Origin of the sequence: Mycobacterium sp. (assembly GCF_049278535.1) — a bacterium.
Lineage (GTDB): Bacteria > Actinomycetota > Actinomycetes > Mycobacteriales > Mycobacteriaceae > Mycobacterium.
The window spans coordinates 1-14,969 of the sequence record NZ_JBAPMI010000337.1 but is presented as its reverse complement, the minus strand read 5'-3'; the positions used below and the strand labels follow the sequence as shown (position 1 = coordinate 14,969).

Genomic DNA, 14,969 nt, shown 5'->3' with positions numbered 1-14,969 from the left:
CAATGCAAAAAGCCCCCGGGAAGAGACCGGGGGCTTTTTGGTTCGAAGCGGCTCGAGAAGGTTAGAAGGCCGCCTCGTCCAGTTCCATGACCTCGTTGTCGAGGGTGTCGATCACCTGACGGGTGCTGGTGAGCAGCGGAAGCATGTTCTTCGCAAAGAACGACGCCACCGCGATCTTGCCCTCGTAGAAGGCGCGATCGTCGCCGCTGGCCCCGGCGTCGAGCGCCTCGATGGCCTTGGCGGCATGCTGCTGCAGGAACCAGCCGATGAGCAGGTCGCCGACGCTCATCAGGAAGCGCACCGAACCCAGGCCGACCTTGTAGAGCTCAGCTGAGTTCTCCTGCGCGGCCATCAGGTAGCCGGTCAGCGTGGCGGCCATGCCCTGCACGTCGGCCAGCGCGGTCGCCAGCAGCGCACGTTCGGCCTTCAGCCGGCCATTGCCTGCCTCGTTCTTGACGAACTGTTCGATCTCATTCGCGACATAGCCCAGCGCAACGCCCTTGTCCCGGACGATCTTGCGGAAGAAGAAGTCCTGCGCCTGGATGGCAGTGGTGCCCTCGTAGAGCGAGTCGATCTTGGCGTCACGGATGTACTGCTCGATCGGGTAGTCCTGCAAGAAGCCGGATCCACCGAAGGTCTGCAAGCTCTCGGTGAGCTTGGCGTAGGCCTGCTCGGAGCCGACGCCCTTGACGATCGGCAGCATCAGGTCGTTGACCTTGACCGCGAGATCGCCGTCCACGTCGTGCAGCGCCTTGGCCACCGCCGCGTCCTGGTAGGTCGCGGTGTAGAGGTACAGCGCACGCAAGCCCTCGGCGTAAGCCTTCTGGGTCATCAGGCTGCGACGCACGTCCGGGTGGTGCGTGATGGTCACCCGGGGCGCGGTCTTGTCGGTCATCTGCGTCAGGTCGGCACCCTGCACCCGCTCCTTGGCGTAGGCCAGGGCGTTCAGGTAACCGGTGGACAGCGTCGCGATGGCCTTGGTACCGACCAGCATGCGGGCGTTTTCGATGACCTCGAACATCTGCGCGATGCCGTCGTGCACCTCGCCGACCAGCCAGCCCTTGGCCGGAACGTCGTGCTGCCCGAAGGTCAGTTCACACGTCGCGGAGACCTTCAGGCCCATCTTGTGCTCGACGTTGGTGACGAAAACGCCGTTGCGCTCGCCCAGCTCGCCGGTCTCGAAGTCGAACAGGAACTTCGGCACGAAGAACAGCGACAAACCCTTGGTGCCGGGTCCGGCACCCTCGGGGCGCGCCAGCACCAAGTGGAAGATGTTCTCGAACATGTCGTCCGAGTCACCCGAGGTGATGAATCGCTTCACACCGTCGATGTGCCACGAGCCGTCGTCTTGCTGGATGGCCTTGGTCCGGCCGGCGCCGACGTCCGAGCCGGCGTCCGGCTCGGTGAGCACCATGGTCGAGCCCCAGCCGCGCTCGGCGGCCAGCACGGCCCACTTTTTCTGCTCTTCGGTGGCCAGGTTGTAGAAGATCTGGGCGAATCCCGCGCCGCCGGCGTACATCCACACCGCCGGGTTGGCGCCGAGCAGGTGCTCGTGCAGCGCCCACAGCATCGCCTTGGGCATGGGCATGCCGCCCAGCTCCTCGTCCAGGCCGACCTTGTCCCAACCGGCTTCGATGACTGCATGCACCGACTGCTTGAACGAGTCGGGGAGCGTCACCGTGTGTGTCTCGGGGTCGAACACGGGGGGATTGCGGTCGCCCTCGACGAACGAGTCTGCGACGGGGCCTTCGGCCAGTCGGCTCATTTCGGTGAGCATCTCGCGGGCCGTGTCGGCATCCAGGTCGGCATAGTCGCCTTCGCCGAATGCTTTGTCGATGCCCAATACCTCGAACAGGTTGAATACCTGGTCGCGGACATTGCTCTTGTAGTGGCTCACTGGTTCCTCCTCGATGAGAACGCCACTTTAGGTTGGGTACTTGGATCTAAGTTACCCACCAGTAACACGGCTAAACTATACCGGCGGGTAACCGGACGCAAGCGACTGTGAGCTAAATTTCACTGCCTAATCAACCAACCAGTTGGGTTCGCGCTGATCAAGACCATGGCATACCCGTTTACCTGCGGGAATGATGAAAAGGTGTCAATTGTGTCAAGCGTCACGACGCTGCCGGAAGTGGACCTCGGTCACGACTCTGGCCAACTGAGGGAACGCCTCCGCGAGGTCGCCCACGAGGTGGGATTTTTCTACCTGACCGGACACCAGGTACCCGACGAGCTCATGCACCGTGTGCTGGCGGTGGCACGCCGTTTGTTCGCGCTGCCGCAAGCCGATAAGGATGCCGTCGCGATGGTCCGCAGCCCGCATTTCCGTGGCTATACGCGACTGGGTGGTGAGCTGACCCGCAGTGAGGTGGACTGGCGCGAACAGATCGACATCGGCCCGGAGCGCGAGCCGATCGGCGGCCCGGGCCGGCCGGACTACTTGTGGCTGCAGGGCCCCAACCAGTGGCCTGCGGGAGTGCCGGAGTTGCCGGGGATCATCGCGGAGTGGGATGCGGCCCTCGCGAAGGTGGCCCGCACACTGTTGAGCCACTGGGCCGCCGCGCTGGGCAGTCCGGCGGACGTTTTCGACGCAGCCTTCGCCGGGGCGCCGGCCACGTTGATCAAGATCGTGCACTACCCGGCTATCGCGGCCAGCTCCCAAGGCGTGGGCGCACACCGGGACTCCGGAGTGCTGACGCTGCTGCTCGCCGAGCCCGGCAGTCAGGGATTGCAGGTGCGGGCGGGACGCGACGGCGACTGGGTCGACGTACCCGCGCGGGACGTGGCATTCATCGTCAACATCGGTGAGCTGCTGGAGTTGGCGACGGGCGGCTACCTACGGGCCACCGAGCATCGGGTGAATCTGCGCCAGGCGGCTGACCGGATCTCGGTGCCGTACTTCTTCAACCCGCGATTGGACGCGCAGATCCCGACGCTGTCGTTGCCCGCGGAACTCGCCCAGCACGCCGGGCGTCTGGCAGATCCGTCCGACCCGATCTTTTCGGTGTATGGCCGCAACGCGTGGAAAAGCAGGTTGCGGGCTCATCCGGACGTCGCAGCCGCGCACGGCTACGTGACGGGCAGCGCGCAAGTTGTAACGCCCGCCGGGTAGGGTCAGCTCCACGAGATCCCGTCGACGCGAGTGAAACCCGGTGAACCCATCTGACAAGCTGACGCCTACCTCATTGCGCGAGGCATTTGGCCATTTCCCGTCCGGCATTATCGCGATCGCGGCCGAAGTCAACGGTGTTCGCGAGGGGCTGGCGGCCAGCACATTTGTTCCGGTGTCGCTGGAACCGCCGTTGGTGTCGTTCTGCGTGCAGAACACCTCGACGACGTGGCCGAAACTCAAAGACGTACGCGCGCTGGGTATCAGCGTTCTGGGCGAGTCACACGACGGCGCCGCCCGGACCTTGGCCGCCAAGACCGGCGATCGTTTCGCCGACCTGGAAACGGTGTCCTACGACAGTGGTGCGGTGTTCATCCATGGCACCAGCCTCTGGATGGAAACCGCGATCGAGCAACTGATTCCCGCTGGGGACCACACGATCGTGGTGTTACGGGTCAGCGACGTTCGAGTCGACGCAGAGGTTGCGCCGATCGTTTTTCACCGCAGCGTTTTCCGGCGACTCGGGGTCTAGGGGCGCCGGCCGAGCTCCTCGCGGTAAGCCTGGATTCGACGCTCGATTTCCGCGCCGTCCTCGTCACGGCCCTCTTTGTGCGCGAGTTCAGCGCGCGACGTCAACTCCTTGATCGCCGTGCGAATACTGGTGACGCTGGTGGGCTTTCGGATCGTCATCGGTCACCGCCTTTCTGGTTGTACCTAACGGTACGCGGATCAGCGGTGGGCTGACACCCGATGCTCAGCGACGAAACAGCTTGTTGCCCAGCCACACAACCGGATCGTATTTGCGGTCGGCGACCCGCTCTTTCATCGGGATGAGCGCGTTGTCGGTGATCTTGATGTTCTCGGGGCAGACCTCAGTACAGCACTTGGTGATGTTGCAGTAGCCGAGGCCGTGCTCCTCCTGCGCCTGGTCACGCCGGTCGACGGTGTCGAGCGGATGCATGTCCAGCTCCGCGATCCGCATCAGATAGCGCGGGCCGGCGAACGCTTCCTTGTTCTCCTCGTGGTCACGGATCACGTGACAGACGTTGTTGCACAGGAAGCACTCGATGCACTTGCGGAACTCCTGAGAACGCTCCACGTCCTCCTGCTGCATCCGGTAGTCACCGGGCTGTAGATCCTTCGGGGGCGCGAATGACGGGATTTCCCGGGCCTTCTGATAGTTGAACGACACGTCGGTCACCAGATCTCGGATCACCGGGAACGTCCGGATCGGCGTCACGGTGACCACTTCGTCTTCGGCGAAGGTCGACATCCGCGTCATGCACATCAACCGGGGCTTGCCGTTGACCTCAGCCGAGCACGAACCGCACTTGCCGGCCTTGCAGTTCCACCGCACCGCCAAGTCGGGCGTCTGGGTCTGCTGGAGGCGATGGATGATGTCGAGCACCACCTCGCCCTCATTGACCTCTACGGTGAAGTCCTGCAGCCCACCGTGGGAGTCGTCGCCACGCCATACCCGCAGGGTTGCGTTGTAGCTCATCAGCCTCTCCGTCCTGGGTGGTCGGCCAGCTCTTCGTCGGTGAAGTACTTCTCCAACTCGGAGATCTCGAAAGCCTCGAGCAGGTCGGGCCGCATCGGGATCTGGTCCTTGTGCGTGACCGAAATGTCGGGAACCACCGCGTCGCCGCCGGCGGCACTGCAGACCAGCAGAACCTTGCGCCACGAGGCGTCCATCCCCGGGTGGTCATCGCGGGTGTGGCCGCCGCGGCTCTCGGTGCGCTCCAATGCCGCCTTGGCGACGCATTCGCTGACCAGCAGCAGGTTTCGCATATCGAGGGCCAGGTTCCAACCGGGGTTGTACTGCCGGGGTCCTTCGACGTGTATGTGCTTGAACCGTTCGCGAAGCTGGTCGAGTCGACTGAGGGCCTCGGTGATCTCCTCGGCCTTGCGGATGATGCCGACCAGGTCGTTCATCGACTGCTGCAGCTCGAGCTGCAACGTGTACGGGTTCTCTGCGCTGGCACCGTTCTTCGGGGTTTCGAAGGGGGCAAGGGCCCGCTTGGCCGCAGTTTCGACGGCATCGTCAGAGACTTTCGGACGGCTGCTCAATGCGCGTACGTAGTCGGCGGCGCCCAGGCCGGCTCGACGGCCGAAGACCAGCAGGTCAGACAGCGAGTTGCCGCCCAACCGGTTGGAGCCGTGCATCCCGCCGGAGCACTCGCCGGCCGCGAACAGCCCCGGAACGGTGGCGGCGCCGGTGTCGGCGTCCACCTCGATACCGCCCATCACGTAGTGGCAGGTGGGTCCGACTTCCATCGGCTCTTTGGTGATGTCGACCCCGGCCAGTTCCATGAACTGGTGGTACATCGACGGCAACCGCTTCTTGATCTGCTCGGGTGTGAGTCGGGAAGCGATATCCAGGTAAACCCCGCCGTGCGGGGTGCCGCGGCCGGCCTTTACTTCGGAGTTGATCGCACGGGCGACCTCATCGCGGGGAAGCAGGTCCGGGGTGCGACGGGCCGAGTCGTTGTCCTTGAGCCACTGGTCGGCTTCTTGCTCGCTCTCGGCGTATTGGCCTTTGAACACCGGGGGGATGTAGTCGAACATGAAGCGCTTCTCGTCGGAGTTCTTCAGCACTCCGCCGTCGCCGCGCACACCCTCGGTGACCAGGATGCCTTTCACGCTCGGCGGCCAGACCATGCCGGTCGGGTGGAACTGGACGAACTCCATGTTGATCAGCGTCGCGCCGGCCCGCAGTGCCAGGGCGTGGCCGTCGCCGGTGTACTCCCAGGAGTTGGAGGTGACCTTGAACGATTTGCCGATACCGCCGGTCGCCATGACGACGGCGGGGGCTTCGAACAAGACGAAGTTGCCACTTTCGCGGTGATAGCCGAACGCCCCGGATATCGCGTCGCCGTCTTTGATCAGCTCGGTGATCGCACACTCGGCGAAGACCTTGATCCGGGCCTCGTAGTCGCCCAGCTCGGCGTGGTCTTCCTGCTGCAGCGAGACGATCTTCTGCTGCATCGTGCGGATCAGTTCCAAGCCGGTGCGGTCGCCGACGTGCGCCAGCCGCGGGTAGGTGTGGCCACCGAAGTTGCGCTGGCTGATCTTGCCGTCTTTGAGGCGGTCGAACAGCGCGCCGTAGGTCTCCAGCTCCCAAACCCGGTCGGGTGCCTCCTTGGCGTGCAGTTCGGCCATCCGCCAGTTGTTCAGGAACTTCCCACCGCGCATCGTGTCGCCGAAGTGGGTGGTCCAGTTGTCCTTCGGGTTGGTGTTACCCATCGCGGCCGCGCAGCCGCCCTCGGCCATCACCGTGTGGGCCTTACCGAACAGCGACTTGGTCACCACCGCAACTTTGAGGCCGCGTTCCCGCGCCTCGATGACCGCGCGCAAACCCGCGCCGCCGGCACCAATCACGACGACGTCGTAGGAGTGCCGTTCGACCTCAGTCATGGAACCTCACTAAACTCTTTGATATCCGTGAAACGGCTTGTCAGCCAACAAATCTCAGGTCCGGGATGGCGCCACCGGCCACCAGTGCGATGTAGAAATCGGTGAGCATCAGCGTGCCAAGGGTGATCCAGGCGTACAACTTGTGCCGAGTGTTGAGTTTGCTGACCTGTGTCCAGATCCAGTACCGCACAGGGTGTTTGGAGAAGTGCTTGAGCCGTCCGCCGGTGACGTGGCGGCATGAATGGCAGGACACCGTGTAGACCCACAGCATGACGACGTTGACGACCATGATCACGTTGCCCAGGCCGAAGCCGAATCCACCCGGCCCGCTGTCGGAATGGAACGCGATGATCGCGTCGTAGGTGTTGATCACCGAGATGATGCCGGCGATGTAGAAGAAGTACCGGTGGGTGTTCTGCACGATCAACGGGAATTTGGTCTCGCCGCTGTAGTGGGCGCGGGGCTCGGCCACCGCGCAGGCGGTGGGCGACTGCCACACCGTGCGGTAGTAGGCGCCGCGGTAGTAGTAGCAGGTCAGCCGGAACAGCAGCAGAAACGGCAGTGTCAGCGCCGCGAACGGTAGCCACCAGACGTGCGGCAGGATCTGCGGCCAGAAGTCGCTGGCCTCCCCGCAAGCCTTGCTGACGCATGGCGAGTAGAACGGCGTCAGCATGTGGTACTTCGGCACGAAGAAGTAATTCTGTTGGAACGCGCGGAAGGTCGCGTAGATCACAAATGCGGCGAATCCCAAGTCAATTCGCAGCGGCGACATCCACCACCGGTCGGTGCGTAGCGTGCGTGCCTGGATGTGTGCGCGCGTGGGTGAAAAGACACCGGACGCAGGACGGTTCGCCGTAGGTGCGCTCATCAATTGTTCCTCTTCGAACGGGCTGTTCGTCGAAGACTACACAGAGGGAGCCCCTGGATTCGCGGCGGGCTTGAGTTGTCAGGACCTGTTGTGGCCCCCGACACCCTCCTGGTCGACGTCGCGCCAAAAGTCGCCGTCGTAATCGGTGTCGGGAATGGCTATCTTTTCACCGGATTGCTGCACGGTGACGCGCGCTAAGTCTAATTCCGAAACATCGATGTCAAGTAATTCCACATCGCTGAGGATCCGGTCGGCGTCAATCACGATGCGACGCATTGCCGGACTGTCGCCGTAGCGAGCCTTCAGTGAGCTCACACACCGCCGCAGGCCGCCGATGAGATCGTGCAGTTCGGCCAGTTCGGTAGTGCTGGACAACGGATCTCCCTGGGACTGAAGGTGTCGTGGATCACAGAACACCGCCAATACTATCCGGCGCGACGCGTCAGCGTGAGACGGATCACGCCAGGGCGCAGTCACCCCTGGTGAGGCGCGATCACCAGACGTCTCCGTCGCGCCAGTCGCACGCCAGACCCGCGGTGTTGTCCAGGTCGGTGCCGAGCGGAAAGACGAACACCGACCCGTCGTCGTCGGGTGTGCGGATTGGTCCGCCCGGCGCCAACACCGATGTCGGGCCGCGCCACGGCAGCCAGCCGCGCAGCGTGTACAGCCGTCTGCCCCGATCAGAGGAACTCAACGCACCGAGCTGGTAGCCGCCGCGGATGACTTGCTCGCAGGCATCGAGGATCGCGATGGCCAGACCCTGTCCGCGCCAGTCCTCGCGCACCGCAACAGCTTCCACGTATCCACAGCGCAGCGAGACCCCGCGGTAAAGCAGCCGCCGTTGGATCACCGCGCCGTGCGCGATGATCGCGCCGCGGTGCCAGATGAGTGCGTGCATCCCGCCCAGCGCGTGGTCCCAATCGGCGTCGGTGAATTGGCCGGCGAACGCATCGCTGACCATCTCGTGCGCGCGCTGCCGCGCGTCGCTTTCCAAGTCGGCGGTGTGTACCAGGCGGGCGGTGTGAACCTGGATGGGCACACTGTTGGTTTACCAGGTCGACTAGTCCGCCGTCACCGAACTCGACATGGAAGTCGGCCTGAATCTGGGCCGCGACCAATGCAGTCGCAGGTGCTGGCCCGGCCGCACCTGGGCGAGCTTGTCGATGTCCTGGTCGGCGACCACTCCCACCACCGGGTAGCCGCCGGTTACCGGGTGATCGGGACCGAGGATCACCGGTAATCCGTTGGGCGGCACTTGGATCGCGCCGCGGGTCGCGCCTTCGCTGGGAAGTTGGCGCCCCGGGTCGCGGTGTAGCAGCGGGCGCCCCTCGAGTCTCATGCCCACCCGATCGCTGCGGTCGGAGGCCATCCAGATGGTGTGCACCAGGGCGTCGGGAGCGGCGAGCCAATCGTCGCGCGGCCCGGGGGCCACCAGAAGGTCGACCAGATGATCGGAGATCGGCGCCACCGGTGCCTGGTCGAGTTCGGGATACCCCTCGGTGTGTTCTCCGATCGGCAACACGTCGCCGGCCTCCAGCGGCAGCGGGCCGATCGCCGACATCACGTCGTAGCTGCGGGAGCCCAGCACCGGTGTGACGTCGATCCCTCCGCGCACGGCCAGGTAGCTACGCAGCCCGGACTCCGGGATGCCAAGAGTGATCACCTCGCCGTCGCAAACATGATGAATACTGTTGGCGCCGAACATCGTTGAGCCAACACGCGGATTAGTGTCGGCGCCTGTGACTGCGATGTCGACGCCGCCGCCGCGGATTCGCGCCACGAACCCACCCATCGTCACCTCGATCGTCGCGCGGTCGTCCGGGTTGGCCACCAGCCGGTTGGCCAGCGTGTGGGAACGCCGGTCGGCCGCCCCCGACCGGCTCACGCCGAGATGGGCGAGCCCGACGCGGCCGAGGTCTTGGACGACGGCCAGCGGTCCGGTGTGCAAGACCTCCAGGGTTGTCATGCCCGCCTCGCTACGCAGCCCGGAACTGGACCCACATGCCCGGCGTCAGCAACGCCGGATCGGGCCGATCGATATCCCACAGCACCGCGTCGGTGTGGCCGATCAGCTGCCAACCGCCGGGGGAGCGGCGCGGGTAGATTCCGGTGAATTCCCCGGCCAGGCCCACCGCACCGGCCGGGACCGACGAGCGCGGCTCGGACCGCCGGGGCACCGTCAGATGCGGATCGCCGCCGACCAGATACGCGAAACCCGGTGCGAAACCACAGAATCCGACCTGCCACGGGCGGGCGGTGTGAGCGCTGATCACCTGCGTCGTGGTCATCGTGGTGAGTCCAGCGACCTCGGCGAGGTCGGCGCCGTCGTAGACAACGTCGATCACGGTGGGTTCGGCCGGGGCGGGCGCCGAGGCCTCGGGCGTCACCCGCAGTGCGCGCAGCTGACGGCGGACCGCACCCTGCCGGCCCGGGCCGTCGAGTTTGAGGAGCACTGTCCGGGCGGCCGGGACGATGTCGAGCACACCGGGCATCGTGGCATCGCTCAGCGCGCCCGTCCACGCCAATACCTCGGCGGTGCTGTCGAATTGCAGCAACAGCGCCTGATCCCCGTAGTCCAGAACGGTGTCCGTCACGCCCCTGCTCATTGCTCGACGGTAACCCTGTGCCGTGTGGCCCGCCAGGCAGTCCGGCTTTAGCGCAGGACGTTGGCGATCAGCGCGGGCAACTGGTCCGCCACCAACGGGTAGCTCAGCGGCGACGCGTAGGCGATGGCGCCGGCTTGGTCCTTGGTGGTGAACACGCTGCGGGAACGCTGCGCCGCCACATCCGGATTGGCCAGCAGGGCAGCCTGTTCCGCATCGCTTTCGGTCGTCCAGATCAGCAGTTCGGCGTCGCCGAGGACCGACTTGACCTTGTCACGCGGGATGAATGCCCGCTGCTGATCGGTGGCCAGCGCGGCGAGGCTCTCGGGGATGCCTAAGCCCATCTGCTTGAGGAAGTCGGTTTGCCACCCGGTGGTGGCGACGACGTTGTCGTCGTGCAGTTTGCCTTGGAGCAGCAACACCCGCTTATTCTTGAATTGCGGGTACTTGTCCGCGACGGCGGTGAAGCCCTTGTCGACACCGTTGATCAGCGTGGCGATCTGGCCCGACTGGAAGACCGCCTGACCGATGGCTTTCGCTTGGTCTTTCCATGGTTCGAAGAATGCGTCACCGTCGGACTGCGCCAGCGTCGGGGCGATCGCGGCCAGCTTCTGGTAGGTGTCCTGATCGAGGCCGGCGTCGATGGCGACGATCAGGTCGGGTTTGAGGCCGGAGATCTGCTTGACCTGAATTCCGTTGTCCAGGTTCAACACAACGGGTTTGGATGCGCCGAGTTTGGGCTGGGCCCACGGCCACACCCCGAACGGCTGATCGCCGAACCAATTGGTGACCGCGACGGGGACGATCCCGAGCGCCAGCAGGTCGTCCTGACCGGTGAATCCCGCGCTGACCACCCGTTTGGGTGGTTGCGGGATCGTGGTCTCACCGAAGGCATGCGTGATGGTGACCGGCCCCTTGCCGCCGCCACCGGTCGCTGCGGGCCGCGCCTTGTCCGACGAGCAGCCCGCGAGTGTGAGCAGGCCGGCAGCCGCGCCGGCGCGCAGGAACCCCCGGCGATTCCATTGCTGGTCCACGGCGTGAGCCTAGCGCGGTCAGCGGGTCGGCCACGGGCTGTAGTCGGCAATCAACTCCTCCTGCGGTGGCCGCTCGTCGTCCGGCACATGCTGCAGGTTGATCCTGATCCGGTACCAGATCGAACTTGGTCCGCGCATGCCGTCGACCAGCACGTCGGCCGGTTCCAAGCGTTCGGCCGCCGCGGGATGGCGCTTCCGCCAGGTGTCCAACGCGGCCATCGCCTCATCCTTGGTCTTGGTGCGGGCGATCTCGATCAGCGGCATGACGGACTGACGCCGTCCGGTCCCACCGTCGCGGCGGGCGCCCTTCGGCGCCTTTTCCGCGGGCCCGAGTTCTTCGGCCAGCGCCAGCAGCCGGTCGAGATTGCCGGCGTTGTCGTTCATTGCCTCCCACGGGTCGCCGACCTCTGCGAACCGCTGCGGCACCGTCGTCACGGTGAAGGCGGCAGGGTCGCAGTCGGCGACCTCGTCCCACCGCAACGGTGTGGAGACTCGCGCGTCCGGAGTGGCTCGCACCGAATACGCGGACGCGACCGTGCGGTCTTTGGCGTTCTGGTTGAAGTCGACGAACACCCCCTCGCGTTCCTCTTTCCACCACCGGCTGGTGGCCAAGTCCGGCGCTCGGCGCTCCACTTCCCGAGCCACCGTTTGCGCGGCCAACCGCACTTGGCGAAACGACCAGTCCGGAACGATGCGCGCATAGATGTGAAAGCCTCGCGACCCGGATGTTTTGGGCCACGCGGTCAGGCCATAGTCCTCGAGCACTTCTCGCGCGACTTGTGCCACCTCGAGGATCTGCCGCCACGTGACGCCGGGCATCGGGTCCAGGTCGACGCGGAGCTCGTCGGGGTGATCGAGGTCGTTGGCAAGTACCGGATGCGGGTTGAGATCGACGCAGCCCAGGTTGATCGCCCAGGCCAGGCCCGCGGCATCGCGGATGACGGCCTCCTTGGCGGACGTGCCGCGCGCGTACCGCAGCTCGGCGACGTCGACCCAGGCGGGCCGCTTTTCCGGCGCGCGTTTCTGAAAGACCGCCTCCTGCTCGATGCCCTTGACGAACCGCTTCAGGATCATGGGCCGACCGGTGACGCCGCGCAGGGCGCCGTCGGCGACAGCAAGGTAGTACCGGATCAGGTCGAGTTTTGTGTGGCCGGGCCGCCCGTCCTGATCGGGAAAGATGACCTTGTCGGGATGGGTGACCTCGACCTGGCGTCCGCCCACGTCCAGCGACACCGGAGCCATGGGTTCATGCTAATTCGCGAATCTGTTCTGGCCGCACTGCGACGTCCGTCACATAGTGTGAAGGCATGCCTAATCTCATCGATCTCCCAGGGCAGGCGATAGCCAAACTCCAGCAGTACGCCGAGCGCGGCGCGTCCGAACTGCATTACCTCCGCAAGATCATCGAATCGGGCACGTTCAGGTTGGAGAACCCGCTGAACTACGCCGCGATGGCCACCGAGATCGCAAAGTGGGGCGAGATCGGCATGTTGCCGTCGTTCAACGCCCGGCGCACGCCGAACCGAGCGGCGATCATCGACGACGAGGGTTCGCTCACCTACAAAGAGCTCGACGAGGCCGCGAACGCGGTCGCGCACGGGCTATTGGCCATGGGTGTGCGCGGCGGTGACGGGGTCGCGATTCTGGCCCGCAACCACCGCTGGTTCGCGATCGCCGAATTCGGGTGCGCGCGGGTCGGGGCCCGCATCATCTTGCTCAACAGTTCGTTCTCCGGCCCGCAGATCAAAGAGGTGTCCGAGCGTGAGGGCGCCAAGCTGATCATCTACGACGACGAGTACACCGACGACGTCAGCAAGGCCGATCCGCCGCTGGGCAAACTGCGAGCCCTGGACATCAACCCGGATGGGGATGACTCCGGCAGCACCGACGAGACGCTGGCCGACCTGGTCGCCGCCCACAGCAAGTCGCCCGCGCCCAAGGCGACCAAGCATTCCTCGATCATCATCCTGACCAGCGGCACGACCGGCACGCCGAAGGGCGCGAACCGCAGTACCCCACCGACACTGGCCCCGATCGGCGGAATCCTGTCGCACGTGCCGTTCAAGGCCAACGAGGTGACCTCGCTGCCGGCGCCGATGTTCCACGCGCTGGGATTTCTGCATGCCACGATCGGCATGTTCCTGGGGTCAACTTTGGTGCTGCACAGCAAATTCAAGCCAGAGCAGGTGTTCGAGGACATCGAGAAGCACAAGGTGTCCGCCGTTGTGGTGGTCCCCGTGATGCTGTCGCGCATGCTCGGTGCGCTGGAGAAGCTCGACCACAAGCCCGACTTGTCGAGCTTGCGGATCATCTTCGTCTCCGGGTCGGCGCTGGGTGCCGACGTGGCCGAACGGGCGCTGAAAGACATCGGACCGGTCGTCTACAACATGTATGGGTCCACCGAGATCGCGTTCGCCACGATCGCGCAGCCCAAGCACCTCGAGTTCAACTCCACGACAGCCGGGCCTCCGGTCAAGGGAGTCAAGGTCAAGATCTACGACGAGAACGGCAAGGAGTTACCGCAAGGCGAGGTCGGCCGGATCTTTGTGGGTACCAGCTTTCCGTTCGAGGGCTACACCGGCGGCGGCAACAAGCAGATCATCGACGGCTTGCTGTCATCCGGCGACGTCGGCTACTTCGACGAGCACGGCCTGCTCTACATCAGTGGCCGCGACGACGAGATGATCGTCTCCGGTGGCGAGAACGTCTTCCCGGCCGAAGTGGAGGACTGCATCAGCGGGCATCCAGATGTCGTGGAGGCCACCGCGATTGGCGTCGAAGACAAGGAGTGGGGTCACCGGCTGCGTGCCTTCGTGGTCAAGAAAGGCAACGCCAGCCTTGATGAGGACGCCGTCAAGAAGCACGTCAAGGACCAGCTGGCCAAGTACAAGGTGCCGCGTGAGGTGATCTTCCTCGACGAGTTGCCGCGCAACCCGACCGGAAAGATCCTCAAACGCGAGCTGCGCGAGATCGACGTCGACTAGTTCGTCAGTCGAAGCCGGTAGTGCCGTCCAGTTGTTCGCGCAGGATGTCGAGTTGCCCGGTGTGACGGGCAGTCTCCTCGATCATGTGCACGTAGATCCAGCGCAGCGAGACCGTGCCGAAGCGCCGATGCGGCACCACGTGGTCCAGGGGATATTGCGCGGCGATCTGTCGCGAGTGGTCGCACTGGCTCTGGTACTCGGCTAGCAGCGTCGGCAGTGATTCCTCGGGAACGAAGTCGAACTCCCAGGACCGGTCGTGCGCGCGCCGGTTGTCGTCGCTGCGTTCCTGCAAGAGCTGGTCGAACCAGCCGTACTCCGCCCAACGCAGGTGTTTGACCAACCCGCCCACCGTGGTCGGCGACGGGACGAGCGTGCGCCGGGCATTGTCGTCGGAGAGGCCGGAAACCTTGCGTACCAAGATGTCTCGATAGTCGTCCAGGAAAGCCTCCAGGGTGGCGCGCTCGCCGGCAACCGGTTGTTCGCGACGATCGGGACGCGGTGTTTCTGCCATGACGGCGAAGCTAGCACTGCCCGTTCGTCCGTGAGATCAGCGCCGCTCGCGGATGCTTCGCGTCACCTCGGCCGACAGCTTCGCGTCTATCAGCAGCAGCTCGATGAGCGCGCTGATGACTTCTTGCCCCGTGACCCGGGCGAACCCGAGCCGGTCAGCGGCTTCTCGCTGCCAGATGTCCAGGGCCCGGTGCGTTGCCGGGGGCAGGTCGACCGTGCGCCGAGTGCGCTGGCTGCGCGACGGCGGCTCGGGCTTCTGCCGGGTGTCGTTCGGCCGGATGCTCGGGAGGCGCTCGGTCCGCGCCGAGGAGTCTGCGCCTTGGGGCGGCTTGGCCCGAAACGGTGGCGAGCTGGGTTCCATGCGGCGGGACGACCTTCGGCTGGCGCGAGTTTTCAGTAGATCAGGACATAAGTATGTCCCTCAACGCTGGGTTGCGCAGC

General features: G+C 65.0%; 16 protein-coding genes. 3 read left to right on the top strand and 13 right to left on the bottom strand.

Annotation, left to right across the window (positions count from 1 at the left end):
* Positions 1-61 precede the first annotated feature (61 nt).
* Positions 62-1,897 (bottom strand): acyl-CoA dehydrogenase, encoded by a 1,836-nt coding sequence (locus WAO18_RS22130; protein ID WP_422208375.1) that lies wholly within the window; start codon positions 1,895-1,897, stop codon positions 62-64.
* 165 nt (positions 1,898-2,062) lie between these two features.
* Between WAO18_RS22130 and WAO18_RS22125 the strand changes: the two genes are divergently transcribed.
* Complete coding sequence (locus WAO18_RS22125; RefSeq protein WP_422208374.1) at positions 2,063-3,115, top strand: isopenicillin N synthase family dioxygenase; 1,053 nt, start codon at positions 2,063-2,065, stop codon at positions 3,113-3,115.
* Positions 3,116-3,155: 40 nt separating this feature from the next.
* Positions 3,156-3,644 (top strand): flavin reductase family protein, encoded by a 489-nt coding sequence (locus WAO18_RS22120; RefSeq protein WP_422208373.1) that lies wholly within the window; start codon positions 3,156-3,158, stop codon positions 3,642-3,644.
* On the opposite strand, the gene WAO18_RS22115 is transcribed toward WAO18_RS22120, so the two are convergent.
* The 10 genes from WAO18_RS22115 to WAO18_RS22070 all read right to left on the bottom strand — a co-directional run bounded on the left by WAO18_RS22115 (position 3,641) and on the right by WAO18_RS22070 (position 12,276).
* The gene (locus tag WAO18_RS22115; protein WP_422208372.1) at positions 3,641-3,802 is read right to left on the bottom strand and encodes a hypothetical protein; all 162 of its coding nucleotides are present in this window, start codon (positions 3,800-3,802) and stop codon (positions 3,641-3,643) included. The two genes, WAO18_RS22120 and WAO18_RS22115, sit on opposite strands and share 4 nt — an antisense overlap.
* A 64-nt stretch (positions 3,803-3,866) precedes the next feature.
* Positions 3,867-4,613, bottom strand: coding sequence for a succinate dehydrogenase/fumarate reductase iron-sulfur subunit (locus tag WAO18_RS22110; RefSeq protein WP_422208371.1), 747 nt, complete (start codon positions 4,611-4,613; stop codon positions 3,867-3,869).
* Positions 4,613-6,529: a fumarate reductase/succinate dehydrogenase flavoprotein subunit gene (locus tag WAO18_RS22105; RefSeq protein WP_422208370.1), complete on the bottom strand. Its 1,917-nt coding sequence runs from the start codon at positions 6,527-6,529 to the stop codon at positions 4,613-4,615. The genes WAO18_RS22110 and WAO18_RS22105 overlap by 1 nt, the downstream gene beginning before the upstream one ends.
* Positions 6,530-6,569: 40 nt before the next feature.
* A complete protein-coding gene (locus WAO18_RS22100) occupies positions 6,570-7,397 on the bottom strand; it encodes a hypothetical protein (protein WP_422208369.1) in 828 nt (275 codons plus the stop codon).
* A 78-nt stretch (positions 7,398-7,475) separates the two neighbouring features.
* Complete coding sequence (locus WAO18_RS22095; protein WP_422208368.1) at positions 7,476-7,772, bottom strand: hypothetical protein; 297 nt, start codon at positions 7,770-7,772, stop codon at positions 7,476-7,478.
* A gap of 118 nt (positions 7,773-7,890) precedes the next feature.
* Positions 7,891-8,436 carry a GNAT family N-acetyltransferase gene (locus tag WAO18_RS22090; protein WP_422208367.1) on the bottom strand — a complete coding sequence of 182 codons (546 nt, stop codon included), beginning with the start codon at positions 8,434-8,436 and terminating at the stop codon, positions 7,891-7,893.
* Between the two features lie 21 nt (positions 8,437-8,457).
* Positions 8,458-9,363 (bottom strand): 5-oxoprolinase/urea amidolyase family protein, encoded by a 906-nt coding sequence (locus WAO18_RS22085; protein ID WP_422208366.1) that lies wholly within the window; start codon positions 9,361-9,363, stop codon positions 8,458-8,460.
* A 10-nt stretch (positions 9,364-9,373) separates the two neighbouring features.
* The gene (locus tag WAO18_RS22080) at positions 9,374-10,003 is read right to left on the bottom strand and encodes a 5-oxoprolinase subunit B family protein (RefSeq protein ID WP_422208365.1); all 630 of its coding nucleotides are present in this window, start codon (positions 10,001-10,003) and stop codon (positions 9,374-9,376) included.
* 47 nt (positions 10,004-10,050) lie between these two features.
* Positions 10,051-11,034, bottom strand: a complete 984-nt coding sequence (locus WAO18_RS22075) for an ABC transporter substrate-binding protein (RefSeq protein ID WP_422208364.1) — start codon at positions 11,032-11,034, stop codon at positions 10,051-10,053.
* Positions 11,035-11,052: 18 nt separating this feature from the next.
* Positions 11,053-12,276, bottom strand: a complete 1,224-nt coding sequence (locus WAO18_RS22070) for a DNA polymerase domain-containing protein (RefSeq protein WP_422208363.1) — start codon at positions 12,274-12,276, stop codon at positions 11,053-11,055.
* Between the two features lie 65 nt (positions 12,277-12,341).
* On the opposite strand from WAO18_RS22070, the gene fadD2 reads away from it, so the two are divergent.
* Positions 12,342-14,018, top strand: a complete 1,677-nt coding sequence (fadD2, locus tag WAO18_RS22065) for a long-chain-fatty-acid--CoA ligase FadD2 (RefSeq protein WP_422208362.1) — start codon at positions 12,342-12,344, stop codon at positions 14,016-14,018.
* A 4-nt stretch (positions 14,019-14,022) separates the two neighbouring features.
* Here fadD2 and WAO18_RS22060 read toward each other — a convergent pair whose 3' ends face one another.
* Entirely contained in the window at positions 14,023-14,529 is a 507-nt protein-coding gene (locus WAO18_RS22060) for a DinB family protein (RefSeq protein WP_422208361.1), read from the bottom strand.
* 36 nt (positions 14,530-14,565) lie between these two features.
* Positions 14,566-14,889 carry an ATPase gene (locus tag WAO18_RS22055; RefSeq protein WP_422208360.1) on the bottom strand — a complete coding sequence of 108 codons (324 nt, stop codon included), beginning with the start codon at positions 14,887-14,889 and terminating at the stop codon, positions 14,566-14,568.
* Positions 14,890-14,969: the final 80 nt, after the last annotated feature.